The sequence below is a fragment of the Nonomuraea sp. NPDC050404 genome (assembly GCF_040655495.1).
Lineage (GTDB): Bacteria > Actinomycetota > Actinomycetes > Streptosporangiales > Streptosporangiaceae > Nonomuraea.
In genome coordinates this window covers 70,746-91,264 of record NZ_JBFAKB010000044.1, presented here as the reverse complement: position 1 = coordinate 91,264, position 20,519 = coordinate 70,746, and the positions used below count along the sequence as shown (strand labels likewise).

The window sequence follows — 20,519 nt, the reverse complement described above, 5'->3', positions numbered from 1 at the left end:
CGTCTACCAGGAGCTTCTTGCTGTTACCGGTCGAACCACGGCATCGCGATCATGCTGTGACCAGGGCACTCGCCGCGGAGCCTGAAAAAGGTTCAGTGTGTCGATGAGCAGTTCACGGTCACGATCGCGAAGTTCTGGAGTCCGTTCCCGGTCGACAAGCCCCGCCGCCCAATCATCGATTCGGGCGGTGATGTGAGGTGCCGCCAGGTCGACCTGGCGTAGGCCTCGGTGGAAGCGGACGAGTGCGTAAGCGTAGTCCGCCGGCGGGAGGTTGGTGGACATCCCAAGATGCTCGTACGCCGGGCCGGTTCGTTGGTCCGGGTCCGCAATGACAGGCTGATAGAAGGTCCATAGCGTGATGGCGAAGGCGTCGCGTACGTGGACTCCGGGGTCCACGCGAGGCTCAAGCTCACCTACCGGACTGTCGGTGTCCGCGAGACGGCGGGCGACCTCTACTTCGAACTGCATGCCCGCTCGCCACGCTGATGGCGCTACCCGGGCGAGAACGTCGCAGGGAGTCAGACGCACGGCGATGCGGTCAGAATTGTGAATGACAACCGCATCATCAACGCGAAGGCCGAGTGCGGCGGCAGTGGCCGCGGCTGCGTCGACCGCTCGCTTGACTTGGGATGTTTCCACGGCCGCCTTTGCCCTCCTGCAGCGCTCCGGTGATTCAACTTACCTATCACCTTGATGCCCATGGGGAAGATCGATGCGACAGGGCCGCAACGCCCTAATTCTTCACAGCTGTCAACTCTGCGGAAGGAGAACGCTCCAACATCGTGACGTTCAGACTGATAGGAATATGCAAGACCGACAGGATGCGTCCCATGATCTGCCAAGGCAGCCAGCACATACGGGCCTCTCGCCGCGCCTCAGGCGATGGCAGCAATGTCACCATCGTCAAAGTAGATCGACTGATGAAGCCGACCACCCAGAGCGGTGGCGTATCGGGCGAGCACGTCCTGCCCCGAGATCTTGCCCTGCTCGATCTGCGAAATGCGGCCCTTGGTGACTCCCATGCGCTGCGCGAGGGCCTGTTGGGTCAGCCCTCGACTACGGCGGATTTCAGCAAGCCGGTGCCCTTGTACCTTGGCGAGGAGTTCCTGCTTACCGGCCTCGACGACGTCCTCGCCGCCGGCACGTTCGACATGCTCAGTTCGAATGTCCTTCCAGCGTGCATACCCTGTCATGATCCGCTCTCCTCCGCCTGCCGTTCCTTGATGTAGATCTCGTAGCGCTGCTCAGCGATGGGGATGGCCTGCCTGTACCAAGGGTTCCACTGTCCGGCCTTGTCACCTGCGACAAGCAGGATGCTGGATCGCCATGGATCGAAAGCGAACAAGATTCGCACAGTTCCCGGCCGAAGCTCCTTCAAGTTCTGCAGACGTGAAGCGGTGATCGTATCGACCAGCGGTCGTCCCAGACCTGGCCCTCCTTCGGCAAGCGCGTCGATCGCTTGCACAACACGTCTGTGTGTTGCGTCGTCGAGTTGCTCGATCCACTCGCGCACCTCATCGACGATGAAGACGTCCCATTCGTCTGCCACGGACAGCAGTATAGCGAACGGTATACTGCTGTACGTAGTTCCCGCATCAGCGCATCGGTCGGTTTCACTTTCACCGGAGAGGTGCAGCAGGCAGTCCTCCACCTGCCGCCAGCGCATGGACGCCCGCCTACGACACCGACCGGTACAGGCGGCACGGCGCCTGGGGCGCCGAGCTGACCAGCCCGCTGAATCTGACCGGCCACAGGCTGGAAGAAAGGAAACATCGGCGGACTGTGGAACCCGCCCACCCAACGTGGCAGCCGCGCCAGCATGCCGACCACAGCATGCAATTCAACCTTCAGCCGGGCCACTCAGCCGACCACGCCTTGGATGACGAAAGCTCAAGGGAGGGCTTTCGAGGTCAGCTTGATAGAGGCAACGGGCAAGCCGATAGCTGGCAGGCGCTGGGGCGCCGCAGGCGCCTGAAAGGGCGCCTGAGTTCTTCTGCGCGAAGCGCCCCATGGGAAGGCCTGCTCGCGCGCCGAAGGCGCCCCCAGGAAGAACAGCCCTCGCCGGAGGCGAGGACCATTCGGGGCGGACATCAGACGGCCCACCAAGTAACCCGGGCAACGGGTGGGCTGGTGGCCGATGCCGGAGGCGAGGCCGAACCAGGGCGGGCGTCGCCAGCCCAGCCGGTAACCAGCCCACGGGCGGGCTGGCCGCCGATGCCGGATCGGGGTGGGCGGTCCATGGGTGGGGGTTAGCGGGTGTCGGAGGTGGTGTTGGTTAGGGCGGCTCGGCCTGCTTCCAGGCGGGCCACTGGGATGCGGAAGGGGGAGCAGGAGACGTAGTCGAGGCCGATGTCGTGGCAGAAGTGGACGGAGTCGGGGTCGCCGCCGTGTTCGCCGCAGATCCCCAGGTGCAGGTCCGGGCGGGCTGAGCGGCCTTCCTCGACGGCGATCCGCATCAGGCGGCCGACGCCCTCCCTGTCGATGGTCTCGAAGGGGGAGACGCCGAAGATGCCGAGGTCGAGGTAGCGGGAGAAGAAGGCCGATTCCACGTCGTCCCGGGAGAAGCCCCATGCCATCTGGGTCAGGTCGTTGGTGCCGAAGGAGAAGAATTCGGCGGATTCGGCTATCTGGGCCGCCGTGAGAGCGGCTCTGGGGACTTCGATCATGGTGCCGATCAGGGCGGAGACGCCGGCGTCCGCGAGGATCTTGACGGCCTCCTCGCGTACCGACTCCAGCTCCTGTACGGCCGCCACCAGCGGAATCATGATCTCCGGCCGCGCCCCGGGCACCTCGGCGGCGGCCTGGGCGATGGCCCTGACCTGCATGGCGAACAGGCCGGGGATGACCAGGCCGAGGCGGACGCCGCGCAGGCCCAGCATCGGGTTCTGCTCGTCCAGGCGCTTGACGGCGGTCAGGAGTTTGCGGTCCTTGTCGGTGGCCTGGCCCGTGGCGGCCTTGATGGACAGCTCCACGATGTCCGGCAGGAACTCGTGCAGGGGCGGGTCGATGAGGCGGATGGTGACGGGGTCACCCTCCATAGCCTGAAATATGCCGATGAAGTCGGCCTTCTGGAGGGGCTCCAGGGCGTCCAGGGCGGCCTGGCGGGCCCCGTCGGTCGTGGCGAGGACCAGGTCTTCCACGAGCTGGCGGCGTTCGCCCAGGAACATGTGCTCGGTACGGCACAGCCCGATCCCCTGCCCGCCGAAGCGACGGGCGCGGGCCGCGTCGTCCGGGGTGTCGGCGTTGGCCCGTACGCCGAGCCTGCGGGCCTGGTCCGCGTGGCGCATGATCCGGTCCACCGCCCTGACCAGGTCGTCCTCCAGTTCCTGGGCCCCGTCGAAGCCGTCGACAGGCTCCTGGGCGCCTTCGAAGTACTCGACCACGGCCGAGTCCACGACCGGCACCTCCCCGAGGAAGATCTCTCCGGTCGTACCGTCGATGGAGATGACGTCCCCTTCGGAGACCACCACGTCGCCGGGAGCGATGAAGCGGTGCTCGGCCGTCAGCACCTCCAGCTCCTCCGCGCCGCACACGCACGTCTTGCCCATCCCCCGGGCCACCACGGCGGCGTGCGAGGTCTTGCCGCCGCGACTGGTCAGGATGCCCTTGGCGGCGATCATGCCGGCCAGGTCGTCGGGGTTGGTCTCGCGGCGTACCAGAATGACCTCTTCGCCCTGCGAGGACAGCTCCACGGCGCGCTCGGAGGAGAAGACGGCCTTGCCGACGGCGGCGCCCGGCGAGGCGTTCATGCCCTTGGCGATCTTCTTCTTCTCGGCGTTCGCGTCGAAGCGGGGGAACATGAGGTTGGCGAGCTGGTCGCCGGTGACGCGGGTGACGGCCTCGTCCATCGTGATGAGGCCCTGGTCCACGAGCTGGGTGGCGATGCAGAACGCGGCCGCCGCCGTGCGCTTGCCGACCCTGGTCTGCAACATCCACAACTTGCCGTGCTCGATGGTGAACTCGATGTCGCACAGGTCCCTGTAGTGGTTCTCCAGGGTCTCCATGATGCCGACGAGCTGGTCGTAGGAGGGCTTGTCGAGGTGTTCGAGGTCTTCCAGGGGGATGGTGTTGCGGATTCCGGCCACCACGTCCTCGCCCTGGGCGTTCTGCAGGTAGTCGCCGTAGATGCCCTGCCGGCCCGAACCGGGGTCGCGGGTGAAGGCCACGCCGGTGCCGGAGTCGTTGCCGTAGTTGCCGAAGACCATGGCCATGATGTTCACGGCGGTGCCGAGGTCGGCGGGGATGCGTTCCTGGCGGCGGTAGAGGATGGCGCGCGGCGCGTTCCAGGAGTCGAAGACGGCCATGACGGCCAGGCGCATCTGCTCGCGCGGGTCGGAGGGGAAGTCCTTGCCGGTTTGCTCGCGTACGACGCCCTTGTACGTCTCCACGAGCTGCTGCAACTCCGGCGCGCTCAGGTCGGTGTCCTGGCGGCGGCCCTTCAGCTCGTCCAGTGCCTGCTCGAACAGGTCGCCGTCGATGCCGAGCACGGTCTTGCCGAACATCTGGATCAGCCGGCGGTAGGAGTCCCAGGCGAAGCGCTCGTTGCCGCCGGACTGTTTGGCCAGGCCGTGCACGGACTCGTCGTTGAGCCCGATGTTGAGCACGGTCTCCATCATGCCGGGCATGGAGAACTTCGCCCCTGAACGAACGCTCACCAGCAGCGGGTCGTCGGCCTGGCCGAGCTTCCTGCCCATCTCGGACTCAAGCGCCTTGAGGTGGCCGGCGACCTCCTGGTCCAGCCCGGCCGGTACGGAGCCCTCCGCCAGATAGTGGCGGCACGCGTCGGTGGTGATGGTGAATCCATGGGGAACGGGCAGCCCGAGATTGACCATTTCGGCGAGGTTCGCTCCCTTGCCGCCGAGAAGATCTTTGAGATTCCTGTTGCCCTCAGTGAAGTTGTAAACGTACTTGGCCACCACAGCTCCAATCCTGCGCCTCTGCCCGGACTCTACCGGTGAAATTGATGATGAAACTGCACTCCTCGCTTAAGTCAGCATTTGTGCTGGTAAACGGTCTACGACAGGTCTAATCCAATTATACGACCGAACTACCAAAAATTGGATTAGACCAATTGGTTTAAACCAATTCTTGAGAAAGACGGGAAGCGGGTGCAGAATCAGATCACACCCCCACCAGGAGGCCCCCATGGCCACTCCTACCAAGCCCAAGCGGCGCCCTCGTTTCGTGGCCGGTTCGGCCAAGGCCGCCGTCGACTCGGCGATCTACCTCGACGACCGCCTGCCGCTCGGCCGCTGGCTGCGGCCCCAGCTCCGCAAGCTGTTCCCGAGCCACTGGTCGTTCCTGCTCGGGGAGCTGGCCCTGTATTCGTTCGTGTTCCTGCTGCTGACCGGTGTCTTCCTGACGCTGTTCTACAAACCCAACCCGGACGTGGCGTTCGAGTCGGTACGGGAGATCAGCCTGGAGGTGCGCGGCGGGCTGCTGATGCGCCAGCTGCACCACTGGTCGGCGACCGTGTTCGTGCTGGCGATCGTGGCGCACCTGTGCCGGGTCTTCTTCACCGGCGCGTTCAGGAAGCCGCGCGAGCTGAGCTGGATGCTGGGCGTGGTGCTGTTCGCGCTGGTGTTGTTCAACTCCTTCGCCGGGGTGTCGATGCTGGGCGACCAGCTCGCCTTCTCCGGGCTGAAGCAGGCGCAGGGCGTGCTGCTGTCGGTCCCGCTGATCGGCACCTACCTGGCGTCGTTCGCGTTCGGCGGCACCGACTTCCCCGGTGACGTGGTGCCCAGGCTCTTCCTGCTGCACGTGCTGCTCGTCCCGGGCATCCTGCTGGCCGTCGTGCCGCTGCACGCGCTGATCCTCACCTGGCGGCAGAAGCACACCGAGCGGCGGGCCACGGCCACCGACGAGAACACGGTGACCGGCGGGCCGTTCTTCCCCTACTTCGCGGTCAAGAACGGCGCCACGGCCCTGTTCACGCTGGGGTTCGTCGCGCTGCTGGCCACGTTCGTGCGGGTCAACCCGGTGTGGGAGCACGGGGCCTACCGGGAGCACGCCTATCCTCCCTCGGCGCAGCCGTTCTGGTACTACGGGGTGCTGGAGGGCGCGCAGCGGCTGGTGCCGGGGTGGGAGATCCCGATCGGCTCGTACGTGGTGCAGCTCGGGCTCTGGATACCCCCGCTGATCCTGCTGGCCTTCTTCGGTGTCCTGTTCTTCTACCCGTTCATCGAGCGCCGCTACACCGGCGACGGCGACTACCACCACCTGCTGGACCGGCCCTCGCAGGTCCCGGTCCGCACGGCGCTGGGCGTCGCGGTGATCACGTTCTTCGTGGTGTTGTGGGCGGGGATGTGGGTTTCGGCGGTGCCGCCCGTGATGCACTCCGCGCCCGGGTTCCCCGCTCCGCCGCCCGCGCCGCCGGCGCTGCTGACCGTGCCGCAGAGCACGTACGAGCTGGTCGTCGCGGGGTTGCGGGTGGCGGTGTTCGTGCTGCCGGTGGTGGCCTTCCTGATCACCCGGGCCGTGTGCCGCAGAAGGTCAGCGTAGCGGGTTGTGCTCGGGCGGCACCCCGGGCACACCGTCTCGCGGAGGGAGCCAGAGCACGAACGTCGCCCCCTCGCCGACCTGCGAGAACACCCCGGCACGCCCTCCGTGCGACTCCACGATCTGCCTGACGATGGCCAGGCCGAGGCCCGTGTGGCGGTCCCTGCGGCTGGCCTCGCCGCGCCAGAAGCGGTCGAACACCCGCGCCTGGTCGGCCTCCCGCAGGCCGGGGCCGTCGTCGCCGACCGCCACCCACAACCAGCCCTCCGTCCTGCCCGCCCCGACCCGGATCGTGCCGCCGGACGGCGACAGGCGTACGGCGTTGGACAGCAGGTTGGACACGGCGCGGCGCAGCGCGTCGGCGTCACCGGCCATCTCCAGCCCGGCGCCCAGCTCGCGGGTGATCGTCACCTCGCGCTCGGCGGCCGGTGTGGCGTACTCCTCGCACGCCTCCCCCACCACCCTGGCCAGGTCGAGGTCGGCGTCGGCGAACGCGGCGCCCTGCCGCCGCGCGGTGGCCAGCAGGTCCTCCACCAGCCTGGTCATCCGGGTGGTCGCGCGGTCCACGATCACCACGGCCCTGGCCCGTTCCTCCTCGCTGGCGTCGGGGGCGGCCAGCACCGCGTCCACGTTGGCCCTGATGATGGTCAGGGGGCTGCGCAACTCGTGCGAGGCGTCGTCGATGAGCTGCCGCTGCGCGCGGAACGCCTCCTCCAGCCGGTCCAGCATGGTGTCGATGGTGTCGGCCAGGTCCTTCAGCTCGTCGCGCGGCCCGTGCAGCTCGATGCGCCGCTGCAGGTCGGTGGCCTGGATCTCCTCCGTCGTACGGGTGATCGACCGGACGGGACGCAACACCCGGCCCGCGAGCACCCAGCCGATGCCCAGGCTGGCCGCATACAGGCCGGCCAGGGTGAGCAGCGAGTACGTGCGCAGCGTGTCCATCGTCGCGACGTTGACCGCGTTCTCGACCTCCTCCACGAAGACCACCTCGCGCTTGCCGAGGTACTGGTTGCCGCTGTAGGTCTTGGCGAACTCGGTGGTGACCGGCCGTTGCTGGGTGGTCTTGGACATGGCGTAGTAGATGCCGCCGAGCACCAGGGTGGCCAGCACGAACAACAGGCCGGAATAGAGCACCGTGATCCGGAAGCGGATGGTGTGGATCATGTCGGCTCCTTCAACCGGTAGCCCCGGCTGATCACGGTCTCGATCAGGCCCTCTTCCTGCAGCTTGCGGCGCAGGTTTCCGACCGTGACGCGGACGGTGCTGGTGAACGGGTCGGTGTGCTCGTCCCAGACGTGTTCGAGCAGTTCCTCGGCGGACACGACGTGTCCCGGCCTGGTCATCAGGTAGTGCAGCACGCCGTACTCCTTGGGGGTGAGCGCCAGCGACCTGCCGTCCAGCGAGACCTCCAGCCTGGCGGTGTCGATCCGCAGGCCGCCGACCTCCAGTACGGAGGTGCCGCCGCCGGCGGCGTCCCTGCGCAGCAGCGCCCGGACCCTGGCCAGCAGTTCGGGGAAGGCGAAGGGCTTGACCAGGTAGTCGTCGGCGCCCTCGTCGAGGCCGCGGACGCGGTCGTCCAGCCGGTCGCGGGCGGTCACCATGATGATGCGCACGCCCTTTCCGGCCGCGCGCGCGGCGCGGCAGAGCTGGAAACCGTCGCCGCCGGGCAGGTTGAGGTCGAGCAGGACCAGGTCGTAGGTGTTGACCTGCAGCTTCTCGTGCGCGGAGGGCGCGTCGTAGGCGACGTCCACCGCGTACCCGGCGCGGACGAGGCCAACGCGCAACGCGTCGACCAGGTCCTCCTCGTCCTCAACCACCAGCAGTCGCATGCCCAGCACCCTAGTTTCGGATGATTCGTTCCGCGATGGGCGCCGCCCTGTCGATGGGGATGGCGAAACCGATGCCGATGTTCCCACCTCCACGGGACGCCGCGATCGCGGTGTTCACTCCCACCACCTCGCCTCGGGCGTTCACCAGCGGGCCGCCGGAGTTGCCCGGGTTGATGGAGGCGTCGGTCTGCACGGCCGTACGACGGGAGCCGCCCAGCCGTACCTCCCTGTCCAGCGCGCTGACGATGCCGGCGGTGACCGTGCCGGACAGGCCCAGCGGCGAGCCGATGGCCAGCACCTGGTCGCCTACGGACAGGTCGGCGGACCTGCCGAGCGTGGCGGGCGTCAGCTCCCGCGGATAGTCCACTTCCAGCACTGCCAGGTCCTCGTCGTCGTCCGCGCCGGCCACCCTGGCCGACAGCCGGCTGCCGTCGTTGAGCACCACGGTCACCGAGGTGCTGCCGCTGACGACGTGCGCGTTGGTGAGGATGTGACCGCGGTCGTCCACCACGAAGCCGGTGCCGCCCGTACGGCCCGTCTCGATGGAGACCACGCTCGGCAGCACCCGGGCCGCCGTCGCGCTCAGCCCGGTCAGGCCGGCCGACGGCGCGGGGGCCACCCTCGGGAGGGCGGCGGCGGGGGCCGGCTCGGACCCTTCGAAGAGCCGAGCCCCCGCCGCGCCCGCCGCCACCCCGGTGAGCGCCGCGACGAGCGCGGCGGCCAGCAGGATGCGTCCCCGGGGCGGCGACGTCGTGGGGGTGACAGGGGTGGTCGCGGGCTTGGGTGGCGGCCCGATGATCGGAGGCGGTGCGGTCGGTACGCCGTCGCGCGGGACCTCCTGGCGGACGTACAGCGGCAGTGTCTGGAACTCCGGCCCGCGCGGCCGGCCCATCCCCCTCATGGCAGCCTCGAGAACCACAACATCGACGTCGCCGCCGCGATCAGCGCGAAGATCAGCCCCGCCCCCACGAACCACTGCCAGACCTCCTGGACCTCGGTACGGTAGCCGACCGAGGTGCCGATGTCCTCGTACACGGCCTGCAGTTCGCTGCCGCTGGCCGCCTCGTAGAAACCACCCCCGGCCGCCTCGGCCAGATCCCGCAGCGCGGGCCCGTCCACCGGCACGGGGACCTCGTTGCCCGACAGGCTGATGGTGCCCTCCGCCGTGCCGTAGGCGATCGTGGTGACGGGCACGCCCCGCGAGGACGCCTCGTTCGCCGCGTCGCTCACCGTGCGGCCGGTGGTGTTGGAGCCGTCCGACAGCAGCACGATGTGCGCGGGCGGCGCTTCCTCCTGCGCGTCCAGCGAGGCGATGGCCTCCAGCGAGGAGTAGACGGCCTCGCCGATGGCGGTGCCGGAGTCCAGGTCGAGCCGGTCGATCGCGCCCAGCACCGTCTGCCGGTCCAGGGTGGGCGGCACGGCGACGGAGGCGTCGGATGAGAACGACACCAGGCCCAGGTTGAACCGTTCCGGCAGCCCCTGGACGAACTGCCTGGCCGCCTGCTTGGCCGCCTCGAACCGGTTCGGCGAGACGTCGGTCGCGCCCATGGAGGCCGACACGTCGAACGCCACCATGATCGTGGCCCGCTCCCTCGGCACCTGCAGCTCGGCCGTGGGGCGGGCGAAACCCACCACGAGCAGGGCGAACATGAGCAGCAGCGCCGCCGCGGGCACATGCCTGCGCCAGCCGGGCCGCCGCGGGGCCACCTTGTCGAGCAGGTCGAGGTTGGTGAAGCGGACGGCGTAGGAGGTTCTGCTGCGCAGCGCCATGAGCACGTACGCGACAGCCAGCAGGGCCACCGGGATGAGCAGCAGCAGCCAGAGCGGTGCGATGAGGCTCATGCCGCGTCACCTCCCTCACCCGACGGAGCTTCAGGCGGGCCTCCGGCGTCAGGTGGGCGTTCCCGGTGCAGGCCGGGGCCGGCGGCGAGGGCGGCCAGGCGGCGCTGGCGCATGACGTGCCGCATCAGGTCGCGCACCCAGTCCCGGTCCGTACGCAGCCGCAGGTGGGTGGCCCCGGCCCGGCGCAGCGCGCGGTCGATGGCGTCGCGCTGCCCGGCCGCGGCCTCGGCGTACCTGCGCCGCAGCCGCGCGTTCCCGGTCGCGACCTCGCGCCGCCGTCCCGTCTCGGGGTCGATCAGCGTGAGGATGCCCACGTCCGGCAGCGTCAGCTCGCGCGGGTCCACCACCTCCACCGCCAGCACCTGGTGCCGGGCGGTGAGCCTGCGCAGAGGCAGCTCCCAGGTCTCGGGGGCGTCGAGGAAGTCCGACACCACGACGACCAGGCCGCGGCGGCGTACCACCCGGCCGAGTTGCTCGGCCGCGACGCCGATCAGCGGCTCACGCACGCCTGGCGGGGTGCGCGGCAGGGCGAAGGCGGCCTGCAGCAGCGCCATCAGGTGCGGCCGGCCCGTCCTGGCGGGCAGCGTCCTGACGCCGCCGCCGTGCAGCAGGTGGGTGCCGATCCGGTTGCCGGTCCGCTGGGTGAGGAAGCCGACCGCGGCCAGGGCGGACAACGCCAGCTCCCGCTTCTCCATCGCCGCGGTCCCGAAGTCCATGCTGGCGGTGGCGTCGAGCAGCGCCCAGATCTCCAGCTCCCGGTCCGCGACCAGGTCACGGACGTGCGGCTCGTTCGTGCGGGCGGTGACGTTCCAGTCCATCCGCCGCACGTCGTCGCCCGGCCGGTAGGGCCGTGCCTCCGCCGGTTCGCTGCCCGGACCGGGCAGCAGGCCGAGGTGTTCGCCCTGGAGCAGCCCATCCAGCCTCCTGGTGATCGTCAGTTCGAGCCTGCGCAGCGCGGGCTCGGCCATCAGGTACGGCTTCATGCCACGGCGTCCTGCTGCTGGGGCGCGATGATGGGCAGTGGAACCGCCGCCAGCACCCGGTCCACGATCTGCCTGGGCATGATCCCTTCCGCCATCGCGTCGAAGGAGAGCACGAGCCGGTGGGCCATGACGTCGTGCGCCAAGTCCCGTACGTCCTCCGGCAGCACGTAGTCGCGCCCCCGCAGCAGCGCCAGCGCCCGGCCCGCCGCCAGCAGTCCGAGCGTGGCCCTGGGGCTCGCGCCGAAGGCCAGCAGCCGGGCGACGTCCTGCACCCCGTACCGGTCGGGGTCGCGGGTGGCGTAGACGAGCCGGACGGCGTACTCGGCGACCGCGTGGTGCACGAAGACCTCCTCGGCCCGGCGCTGCATGGCGACCACCTGCGCCGGGTCCAGAACGTTCTGGGCGGCGGGCGGGTCGACGCTCATGCGGTAGACGATCGCCAGCTCCTCCGATTCGCTGGGATAGTCCACGTCGATCTTCAGCAGGAAGCGGTCCCGCTGGGCCTCGGGCAGGTGGTAGACGCCCTCGGACTCGATGGGGTTCTGGGTGGCCAGCACCAGGAAGGGCCTGGGCACCTCGTACGTGACGCCGCCGATGCTGACCTGGCGCTCGGCCATGATCTCCAGCAGGGCGGACTGCACCTTGGCGGGCGCCCTGTTGATCTCGTCGGCGAGCAGCAGGTTGACCATGACCGGCCCGAGCTCGACGTCGAACGTCTCGGTGGAGGGCCGGTAGATCCTGGTGCCGACGATGTCGGCCGGCACCAGGTCGGGCGTGAACTGGATCCGGGCGAACGTCCCCCCGACCACCGTGGCCAGGGTCTCGGCGGCCAGCGTCTTGGCGATGCCGGGGACCCCTTCAAGCAGGCAGTGCCCCTTGGCGAGCACCGCCACGAGCAGCCGCTCGACCATCTGGTCCTGACCGACGATCACCCTCTTGACCTCGAACAGGGCCCGTTCGAGCAGTGCGGTGTCCGTCATGGCTGGATGCTTCCCTTGTGGCAGTCGTCCACGACCACGCGCAGTTCCAGAGCAGTCGGCTCGGGGTCGGCGAACGCCGCGCTTGCGGTCATGAGCAGCGCGCCGGCGGCGAGCAGCACAAGTGCGAACCGTGATGTACGCATTGATTCCTCGTCCCTCGTATTGGCGTACGACGAATGACATCAAGTGACCGCGAAAGCCCGCGTAACCACCGCCTTTACACGATTTTTCGGTCGATGGCGTTACACCTCCGGCATGACGCCCATCCAGCGCTACCTCGCAGAAGAGGTCGCCCACGACCACGTGGACGGCCTGATCCCCCGCCGCGAAGCGCTGCGGCGACTGGCCCTGCTCGGCCTGGGCCTGCCCGCGGCCACGGCTCTCCTCGCAGCCTGCGGCGCACCCACGGAGTCCCCCACGGCCACCGCTCCCCCGGCGAGCCCCACCACAGCGCCCCCGGCCACCACCAACAGCCCCGCCGGGCCCACGCCGCTGCCGACGGAGGCGATCACGTTCGACGGGCCAGAGGGCACCACGCTCCAGGCCGCCTGGGCCGCCGCCGCAGAGCAGAGGGGCGCGGTGCTGGTGATCCACGAGAACCGCGGCCTCACCGATCACATCCGCTCGGTCGCCGGTCGCCTGGCCGCCAGCGGCTACTCGGCGCTGGCCCTCGACCTGCTCTCACGCGAGGGCGGCACCGCGACATTCGCCGACACCGCGCAGGCCACCGCCAAGCTCGGCGAGATCACCGACGAGCGGTTCGTGGCCGACATGAAGGCGGCGGTGGGCGAGTTGGGCAGGCGGGCCGAGGGGGCGAAGCTGGGCATGATGGGCTTCTGCTTCGGCGGCGGAATGACGTGGCTGCTACTGTCGTCGTCCGAGCCGCGCCTGTCGGCCGCCGCGCCCTTCTACGGGCCGCTGCCGGACAACGCGGACATGACCGGCACGAAGGCGGCCGTGCTGGGTGTCTACGCCGAGCAGGACGATCGCGTCAACGCCGGCAGGGACGCCGCCGAGGCCGCCCTGACCAAGGCGGGACTGACGCACGAGCTGGTGACCTTCCCCGGGGTGGGGCACGCCTTCTTCAACGACACCGGGCAGCGTTACAACGCGGAGGCGGCGGCTCAGGCGTACGAGCGGGTCCTGGACTGGTTCGGCCGCCACCTGGCATGAAAGGGGGACGGCCACCCCCGCAGGGTGGCCGTCCCGTGCGTGAGCTCTAGCCGATCAGATACCGCATCACCTTCCTCGCGTGAGCTCAGCCGATCAGATACCGCATCACCTTCCTCAGTGCCGCGCTTCGCTCAGCGGCGCTGCCCAGTTGCTCCACCCCGAAGCCGAGCAGCACCGTGTCCCTGGTGGTCACGGCCGCCGTGGTGTCCGCCTGGTCGCGGACGAAGTCGGCCGCGCCGGTGGGGCTGCCCGCCGGCGGACCGGGGATGGCCCACGGCCCGAGCCCGGTCTCGAAGCCCTCGGACTCCGCCGCCGTGCCGCCCACCAGCAACCGGGTGTCGTCGACGAACGCGCCCACGCCGCCGGTCGACGGGTCGGTCACGTAGCTGATCGACACCTCGACCTGCTGCCCCGCGTACGCGGACAGGTCGAAGGCCACCTGCTGCCAGCCGTCCGAGCTGCCGGTGAACCGGTTCCACGCGCCCGAGGTGCCGGTCGGCGTGCAGGGGTTGCCCGGGGTCAGGTAGTGCAGCAGCCACGGGTGCTCTTCCAGGTAGAACCCGGCCTCGCACTCGGTCGGCACCCCGGTGTCGGTGCCGCCGTTGAGGTCGGGCAGCGTGGTCCAGTTCTCCTGGCCGACCGTGTGGGCCTCGACGATGACGTTGTCATAGCCGGGCTCGGTGTCGAAGGAGAGCTGGAAGGCGAGCTGCGGCTGCTGCGCCGCCGTCACGGAGCCCAGGTTGATCGTCCTGGTCAGCCGCATGTACGCGTCGTCGCCGTGCGCTCCGGAGATGTACCACTGGCCCTCGGGCGGGTCGAACGGTCCCGGGGTGCCGAGCTGGTAGTCGGCCGCCGGCGTGCCGGTGAACCTCGGGAAGTCCGTGCCCATCGGCAGCAGGACGCCGGCCTCGTCCAGCGGGTTGTCCACCGTGGCGGGGCCGCCGAACGTGCCGCTGATCCCGGCCAGCGGGCCGGCGCCGGTGAAGCCGCTGGGGTTGGCGCGCGGCAGCCGCCCGGCGATGCCCATGTAGTACTGGGTGAAGTCGTCGGCCAGCAGCAGGCACTCGTCGAACAACCCCGGAACGGTGGTGACCACGCAGTCGGCGTTGGGGTCGCCGTCGAGGCCGTAGTAGATGCCGCCGACGATGGTGTCGAGAATGCCGTAGTACGCGGCGGTCTCGCCGGTGTAGAGGAGCTTGCCGCCCTCGTTGAGGTAGTCGCGGATGGAGATGGTCAGGTCCTGCTGCGAGGCCTTGACGTCGGCGTCGGGCAGGTTGCCGAGCGGGGTCACCGTGACCAGGTCCTGCTGGTCCATGGTCAGCCGGTTGTCGCCGAGCTCCCAGACCACGCCCTTGAAGTGCGACAACACGCCGAGGTGGTGCGGCACGCCCTGGGCGTCCACGTCCCACGTCTCGGAGGCGTACCCGGCGGACTGCAGGGCCTGCCGGTACGTGGCCGCGTGCTTGGGCGCCGTCACCGTGGCCGGATAGTCCGGGTTGAAGCCGGTGTAGTCCTCGTTGGCGACCACCAGCACCTTGGCCCTGGAGTCCTTGGCCAGCGTGTAGGTGAAGCGCTCGCTGGAGACGGTGCCGGCGCCGGCCTTGTGGCCGGTGAACCAGACCTCCACCCTGTCACCGGGTCTCGCGCCGCTCACATTGGCGCGGTATTCGGCGAAGTACAGGTCGTTCTCGTCGCCGTAGCGCTCGCCGCCGTCCCACTCGCTCAGTGACCTGGTGTGCGTCCGGCCGCCGTTGATGCGGTAACGCAGCGTCTTGGCGCCCAGCGACCGGCGGGCGGTGACCGCCACCGGCTGCGGGTCGCCGTAGGAGACGCTGAAGGAGTCCGGCCTGAAGTCGGGCACCGTACGCCCGAGCACGGAGACCGGCCTGTCCGGCGTGTGCACGGTCTTGGCGGTGGCGACGGCCAGGGGGACGTTCATGGCGAACTCCTCCTGGATCAGCCGCTCGTCGTCGGGGAAGGTGAACCCGAGCCCGCCGGCGCAGCCCGCGACCGTCCACTCGTCGTCGTCGTACTTCGCCGCCGCCGCCTCACACGTGGACATCTCGGGCGTGATGGACATGATGCCGCGCACGTTCGTCGTGTGCCCGTCGGTGTCGCCGTTGGTGGTGTAGAGCTCGGCGCCCTGGTCCGGGTCGTACGTGGGCACGGCCGGGTTCGCGTCGTCGCCCAGCAACGCCTCGAAGATCACGTCGTCGGGGGCGACGGTGGCCTGCTGCCAGCTGATCCCGTACAGGAGCAGCATGGCCGCCGAGTGGTAGTTGATCAGGTACCTGAACTTCACCCGCTTGGTCAGGTTGTCGTAGGCCACGGTCTCCGGCTCGGACTGCGCGGACGCGCCGCGGTAGGTCTGGCTGGAGAACAGGCTGGAGGAGCCCTCGTCGTCGTAGCGCCACTTGTAGGCGAAGTTGCGGTTGAGGTCCACCCCGTCGTTGCTGGTGATCTGGCCGTCACCGTCGTTGTCGCGCAGGTTCTTGCGCCACAGGCGGTTGCCCTCGGTGAAGGTGTGGTCGTAGCCGTCGGGGTTGGCGACCGGCAGGAACCACAACTCGGTGGTGTTGACGAGCTGGGTCAGCTCGGCGTTGGTCCCGTAGCCGTTGAGGAAGTGGTGCATGAGCCGCCGCACCATCTCGGGCGTGATCCACTCTCGGGCGTGCTGGGCGGCCGAGTAGAGGATGGCCGGGCGGCTGCCGTCGCGCAGCTTGCGGGCGTCCTTGGTCACCTTGATCGCGGTGATCGGCGTGCCGTTCAGGCTGTTGCCCAGGTCGACGACCTTGGCGATGCCGGGCTTGGCGTTGGCCGCGGCGACGAGCTCCTCACGGATGCCCCCGGCCCCGCCATACCTCTTGAACACCCCGTCCGCCTGCTGCGCGGCCCGCGCGCCGACCGCCTGGGCCTTGAGGGAGACCCCCTGCTTGGCGAGCGAGTCGGCCAGGGCGGACGCGAGAATCACCTCAACGCTGACCTTGCCGTCCGCCCGCTTGACGATCCGCATCTCCTCGCGGTCCACACCGGACGCCACGAGGGTGGCCATCTGTTCCGCGGTGAGCTCGCCGGTATAGACGAAGACCCCGTCCGGGCCCGCCGCGGGCTTGGGCACCGCTGAGGCGGGCGGAATCGTGAATGAGCCAAGTAACAGGAGCATGCTTGCGAACACGATCAATGTGCGCTTCATCGCGCCTCCGTGAAGAAGCCCCCGATTTGCCACTAGGGATGCCCGCAATGTCCGCGTGCGCCGGGCCTTTGTCAATCACGACGGCCACATGTGGTCAAACTTCAACCAAATCCTGCTTTTACGGCACAGCCAACTGGACTCCACCCACCGCCCCACCTGGCCGACCATCCAGGGAGACGCTCCTCCGCCTCACCGCCGCACCACCGCGACGCGCGCACCCTCGGCCATCCACGTGGTTCACCACGGCACGACAAAGGGGGCCGCCCGGAAAGAGCGGCCCCCTCGGAAAAGAGGATCAGTCGTTCAGATGCTGACGGAGGTACTGCTCGACCCCGTCCAGAGCGATGCGCTCCTGAGCCATCGTGTCCCGCTCGCGGATGGTGACCGCGTTGTCCTCAAGGGTGTCGAAGTCGACCGTGATGCAGAACGGCGTGCCGATCTCGTCCTGCCGCCGGTAGCGGCGGCCGATCGCGCCCGCGTCGTCGAACTCCACGTTCCACCGCCGGCGCAGTTGCGCGGCGAGGTCGCGGGCCTTCGGCGACAGGTCGGCGTTGCGCGAGAGCGGCAGCACCGCGGCCTTGACCGGCGCGAGCCGGTGGTCGAGCCGCATCACCGTGCGCTTCTCCATGACGCCCTTGGCGTTGGGCGCCTCGTCCTCGGTGTAGGCGTCGAGCAGGAACGTCAGCGTGGCGCGGTCGACGCCGGCCGCCGGCTCGATGACGTAGGGGATGTAGCGCTCCCCGCTCTCCTGCTCGAAGAAGCTGAGGTCGGTCCCCGACGCCTTGGAGTGCGAGGTGAGGTCGAAGTCGGTGCGGTTGGCGATGCCTTCGAGCTCACCCCACTCGTTGCCGGCGAAGTTGAAGCGGTACTCGATGTCGACGGTGCGCTTGGCGTAGTGCGACAGCTTGTCCGCGGGGTGCTCGTACAGGCGCAGGTTGTCCTTGTTGATGCCCAGGTCGGAGTACCAGCGGAAACGCTCGTCGATCCAGTACTGGTGCCACTCCTCGTCGGTGCCGGGCTTGACGAAGAACTCCATCTCCATCTGCTCGAACTCACGCGTGCGGAAGATGAAGTTGCCCGGCGTGATCTCGTTGCGGAACGACTTGCCCTGCTGGCCGATGCCGAACGGGATCTTCTTGCGGGCCGACTGCTGCACGTTGAGGTAGTTGATGAAGATGCCCTGCGCGGTCTCGGGCCGCAGGTAGGCCAGGCCCGACTCGTCCTCGACCGGGCCGAGGTAGGTCTTGAGCAGGCCGCTGAACTGCCGGGGCTCGGTGAAGGTGCCCTTGTTGCCGCAGTTGGGACAGGTGATGTCGGCCAGGCCGTTCTCGGGGGTCTTGCCGTTCTTGTCCTCGTACGCCTCGATGAGGTGGTCGGCGCGGAAGCGCTTGTGGCAGGACAGGCATTCGGTCAGCGGGTCGGTGAAGGTTTCGACGTGGCCGCTGGCCCGCCACACCTCGGGCGCCAGGATGACACAGGAGTCGAGGCCCACCACGTCGTCGCGCGACTGGACCATCGACAGCCACCACTGCCGCTTGACGTTGTTCTTCAGCTCGACACCCAGCGGACCGTAGTCCCACGACGCGCGCAGTCCGCCGTAGATCTCGCTCGACGGGTATACGAGCCCGCGGCGTTTGGCGAGGCTGACGATGGTGTCCATGACGTCGGTGCGTCGTGCCATTTTGGTTGATTCTCTTTCCGGCTGGAGGTCGGCGAGGGAAATTGGTGAGATCCCAGCTTAGGGGACGACTCCCGCGCTCGCGCGGGAGTTATGCTACGCCCCGTCCCGCGTGTAGACGTCCTCGTACGCGCTGGGCTCGTTGAGCATAAGGATCATCAGCGGATACATCACCATTCTGGCGGCGGACAACGCCCTTCGATAGAACCCCGCCCCCTCCCACTCCGTGACCAACGCCCACAGATTGGGCTCGTCCACCGAGCGGGCCAGCCTGCCCCGCAGGTAACCCGGCTGACCGGCGAACGTGTCGAGAATCGTGTGGCCCTGCTTGACGAAGTCCTGCGACTGGGACTCTGGAACGGTGTATCGGATCACGGCGAGCACGCGACCAGCCTAAAGGCGCTCGCCCCACGCGTGGCCAGAACTCCCGTAGGCTCTGGACGTGGCCCCCGAAAACAAACGCGGCGACAAGCGCCCGCTGCCGCAGGGCGAGCAGTTCTTCACGCCGGGCGCGACCGGCCTGCGTAAGGCGGTCGAGCGGCGCAGCGCGGTGCCGATGACGTTCCTGTTCACGCAGGTGCCCCGGTGGGTGGCGCCCGTCGTGCTGGTGATCCTGCTGCTGGTGGGCTTCGCCGTGGCCAATCCGCTGGGCGGGGTGGCGGTGCTGCCGGTGCTCGCGTTCGTCGGGTGGCTGGCCTACCTGTCGTGGCCGTCGCTGGGCATCGGCGCGAAGGTGTTGCGGGTCGCCATGCTGACGTTCCTCGTCCTGCTGGCGGCGACCCGCTTCGGGGCGATCTCCTGACTCAGTACGCCTGGGGCAGCAGCGTGTAGCTGGGGAAGTTGCCCGGCAGGCGTTCGCCGTCCTGGCCGGTGGTGGCGGCGCGTACGAGCAGGTCGCCGCCGACGAACGCGCCGCGCCACGAAGCGCCGAGCCCGCCGAACAGCTCCTCGCGGTCCCCGCGCGAGCGCGGCCTGTTGTGGCCGACCTTGAAGGCCCGCACCTCGGGCGCCAGCCGGGCGAAGGTCTCCTCCTCCTCACACGACAGCGTGGCCACCAGGGCGCCGTTGCTGGCGTTCATGGCGGCCAGCAGCTCCGCCTCGGTGTCCACCAGCACGATGGTGTCCACGGGGCCGAACGGCTCGGCGTGGTGCAGGGGTGAGGAGGGCGGCGGGTTGAGGAGGGCCGTCGGAGCGAAGTACGCGGAAATATCCTGGCCGGGGAGGAAGTGTCCGCTGTCCAGCGACGCGCGATGGATGGGCACGCCGCCCCTCGTCACCGCCTCGTCCACCTGGTCGGCCAGTTCCTTGGCCTTCGAGGCGTTGATCAGCGGCCCGAAGTCGAGCGACGGCAGCGGGTCGTCCGGATCCGACACCGCCAGCGGATGCCCGAAGCGCAGCGATCCGACCGCGTCCAGGTAGGCGCCCAGGAACTCGTGGAAGCGCGAACGCTGCACGACGAAGCGCGGGTAGGCCGTACAACGTTGCTTGGCGTAGTCGAAGGAGCCGCGGATCTGCCGGGACAGCAGCTCCCAGTCCCCGTACTCCCAGACGCCCCAGCAGTTGAGCCCCTCCTGCTCCAGCACGTGCCGGCGGCCGAGGTCGGCCAGCGAGGTGGCCACCTTCGCCCCGGCGTCCCTGCCACCCACGAACGACACGCACCCCAGCGAGGCCGAGCCCACCAGCACCGGCGAAAGCTCCGCGCCTCCCCCGCTGACCAGCGTGAACGGCAGCCCTTCGCGCACCGCCAGCGCGCAGGCCAGGGTCAGGCAGGACAACCCGCCGTCCGTGGGAGTCTTGGCGATCACCGCGTTGCCGGCCAGCGCCTGCACGAGCATGGCGTGCATGAGCACGCTCATCGGATAGTTCCAGCTCGCGATGTTGCTGACCGGGCCCGGCAGCGGCTGCCGCCCGGCCACCATGTGGTCGATCTCCCCGGCGTACCAGCGCACGCCGTCCAGGCAGCGGTCCACGTCGGCGCGGGCCGTCTTCCACGGCTTGCCGATCTCCCAGACCAGCAGCAGGGCCAGCAGGTCGCGGTGCGCGGCCATGGACTCCACGGCGGCCATGACCATCGCCTTGCGCTGGGCGAGCGGGATGTGCCGCCAGCGCCGGTGCTCCTCCACCGCGCCGGCCACCGCACGGGCCGCGCCCGCCCGGTCGAGCCTGGGCGGGCCGGCGATGGCGGTGCCGTCCAGCGGGGAGAATCCGGGCACCGGACGCCCGTCGCGGTGCCAGACGCCGCCCCAGTGGTTCAGCACCCGGTCGTCGTGGAAGGCTTCGGGGACCGCCACGCAGCACTGCTCGTAGGCGTCCCGCCAGGATGTGCCCGGCTTGAGTCGCATG

At 69.1% G+C, this 20,519-nt stretch carries 17 protein-coding genes; 3 read left to right on the top strand and 14 right to left on the bottom strand.

What is annotated here, in order from left to right:
• Positions 1–875: 875 nt before the first annotated feature.
• From AB0I81_RS59445 to ppdK, 3 genes are all read right to left on the bottom strand, one after another.
• Positions 876–1,193: a helix-turn-helix transcriptional regulator gene (locus AB0I81_RS59445; protein ID WP_360678430.1), complete on the bottom strand. Its 318-nt coding sequence runs from the start codon at positions 1,191–1,193 to the stop codon at positions 876–878.
• Positions 1,190–1,549 (bottom strand): type II toxin-antitoxin system RelE/ParE family toxin, encoded by a 360-nt coding sequence (locus AB0I81_RS59440; protein WP_360678428.1) that lies wholly within the window; start codon positions 1,547–1,549, stop codon positions 1,190–1,192. Before AB0I81_RS59440 ends, AB0I81_RS59445 begins: the two co-directional genes overlap by 4 nt.
• Positions 1,550–2,249: 700 nt before the next feature.
• The gene (gene ppdK, locus AB0I81_RS59435; protein WP_360678426.1) at positions 2,250–4,916 is read right to left on the bottom strand and encodes a pyruvate, phosphate dikinase; all 2,667 of its coding nucleotides are present in this window, start codon (positions 4,914–4,916) and stop codon (positions 2,250–2,252) included.
• 229 nt (positions 4,917–5,145) lie between these two features.
• Between ppdK and AB0I81_RS59430 the strand changes: the two genes are divergently transcribed.
• Complete coding sequence (locus AB0I81_RS59430) at positions 5,146–6,501, top strand: cytochrome b N-terminal domain-containing protein (protein ID WP_360678424.1); 1,356 nt, start codon at positions 5,146–5,148, stop codon at positions 6,499–6,501.
• On the opposite strand, the gene AB0I81_RS59425 is transcribed toward AB0I81_RS59430, so the two are convergent.
• Genes AB0I81_RS59425 through AB0I81_RS59395 form a run of 7 tightly spaced genes read right to left on the bottom strand, consistent with a single transcriptional unit; the run spans position 6,493 to position 12,275 of the window.
• Positions 6,493–7,662: a HAMP domain-containing sensor histidine kinase gene (locus tag AB0I81_RS59425; protein ID WP_360678422.1), complete on the bottom strand. Its 1,170-nt coding sequence runs from the start codon at positions 7,660–7,662 to the stop codon at positions 6,493–6,495. The genes AB0I81_RS59430 and AB0I81_RS59425 overlap by 9 nt on opposite strands.
• Positions 7,659–8,327 (bottom strand): response regulator transcription factor, encoded by a 669-nt coding sequence (locus AB0I81_RS59420; RefSeq protein WP_360678420.1) that lies wholly within the window; start codon positions 8,325–8,327, stop codon positions 7,659–7,661. The genes AB0I81_RS59425 and AB0I81_RS59420 overlap by 4 nt, the downstream gene beginning before the upstream one ends.
• Positions 8,328–8,337: 10 nt before the next feature.
• Positions 8,338–9,219: a trypsin-like peptidase domain-containing protein gene (locus AB0I81_RS59415; RefSeq protein ID WP_360678418.1), complete on the bottom strand. Its 882-nt coding sequence runs from the start codon at positions 9,217–9,219 to the stop codon at positions 8,338–8,340.
• Between the two features lie 5 nt (positions 9,220–9,224).
• A complete protein-coding gene (locus AB0I81_RS59410; protein ID WP_360678416.1) occupies positions 9,225–10,169 on the bottom strand; it encodes a VWA domain-containing protein in 945 nt (314 codons plus the stop codon).
• Complete coding sequence (locus AB0I81_RS59405; protein WP_360678414.1) at positions 10,166–11,152, bottom strand: DUF58 domain-containing protein; 987 nt, start codon at positions 11,150–11,152, stop codon at positions 10,166–10,168. The genes AB0I81_RS59410 and AB0I81_RS59405 overlap by 4 nt, the downstream gene beginning before the upstream one ends.
• Positions 11,149–12,132 (bottom strand): MoxR family ATPase, encoded by a 984-nt coding sequence (locus AB0I81_RS59400; RefSeq protein WP_360678412.1) that lies wholly within the window; start codon positions 12,130–12,132, stop codon positions 11,149–11,151. The genes AB0I81_RS59405 and AB0I81_RS59400 overlap by 4 nt, the downstream gene beginning before the upstream one ends.
• A complete protein-coding gene (locus AB0I81_RS59395) occupies positions 12,129–12,275 on the bottom strand; it encodes a hypothetical protein (protein WP_360678411.1) in 147 nt (48 codons plus the stop codon). Before AB0I81_RS59395 ends, AB0I81_RS59400 begins: the two co-directional genes overlap by 4 nt.
• 112 nt (positions 12,276–12,387) lie before the next feature.
• On the opposite strand from AB0I81_RS59395, the gene AB0I81_RS59390 reads away from it, so the two are divergent.
• Positions 12,388–13,305, top strand: a complete 918-nt coding sequence (locus AB0I81_RS59390; RefSeq protein WP_360678409.1) for a dienelactone hydrolase family protein — start codon at positions 12,388–12,390, stop codon at positions 13,303–13,305.
• Between the two features lie 85 nt (positions 13,306–13,390).
• Here AB0I81_RS59390 and AB0I81_RS59385 read toward each other — a convergent pair whose 3' ends face one another.
• The 3 genes from AB0I81_RS59385 to AB0I81_RS59375 all read right to left on the bottom strand — a co-directional run bounded on the left by AB0I81_RS59385 (position 13,391) and on the right by AB0I81_RS59375 (position 18,560).
• A complete protein-coding gene (locus AB0I81_RS59385) occupies positions 13,391–16,498 on the bottom strand; it encodes a M14 family zinc carboxypeptidase (RefSeq protein WP_360678407.1) in 3,108 nt (1,035 codons plus the stop codon).
• A gap of 295 nt (positions 16,499–16,793) precedes the next feature.
• Positions 16,794–18,179: a glycine--tRNA ligase gene (locus tag AB0I81_RS59380; protein ID WP_360678405.1), complete on the bottom strand. Its 1,386-nt coding sequence runs from the start codon at positions 18,177–18,179 to the stop codon at positions 16,794–16,796.
• A gap of 93 nt (positions 18,180–18,272) precedes the next feature.
• Positions 18,273–18,560 (bottom strand): antibiotic biosynthesis monooxygenase, encoded by a 288-nt coding sequence (locus tag AB0I81_RS59375; RefSeq protein WP_360678403.1) that lies wholly within the window; start codon positions 18,558–18,560, stop codon positions 18,273–18,275.
• Between the two features lie 58 nt (positions 18,561–18,618).
• Between AB0I81_RS59375 and AB0I81_RS59370 the strand changes: the two genes are divergently transcribed.
• Positions 18,619–18,978 carry a DUF6703 family protein gene (locus AB0I81_RS59370; RefSeq protein ID WP_360678401.1) on the top strand — a complete coding sequence of 120 codons (360 nt, stop codon included), beginning with the start codon at positions 18,619–18,621 and terminating at the stop codon, positions 18,976–18,978.
• A 1-nt stretch (position 18,979) separates the two neighbouring features.
• On the opposite strand, the gene AB0I81_RS59365 is transcribed toward AB0I81_RS59370, so the two are convergent.
• Positions 18,980–20,518 carry an aldehyde dehydrogenase family protein gene (locus AB0I81_RS59365; RefSeq protein ID WP_360678399.1) on the bottom strand — a complete coding sequence of 513 codons (1,539 nt, stop codon included), beginning with the start codon at positions 20,516–20,518 and terminating at the stop codon, positions 18,980–18,982.
• Position 20,519 lies beyond the last annotated feature (1 nt).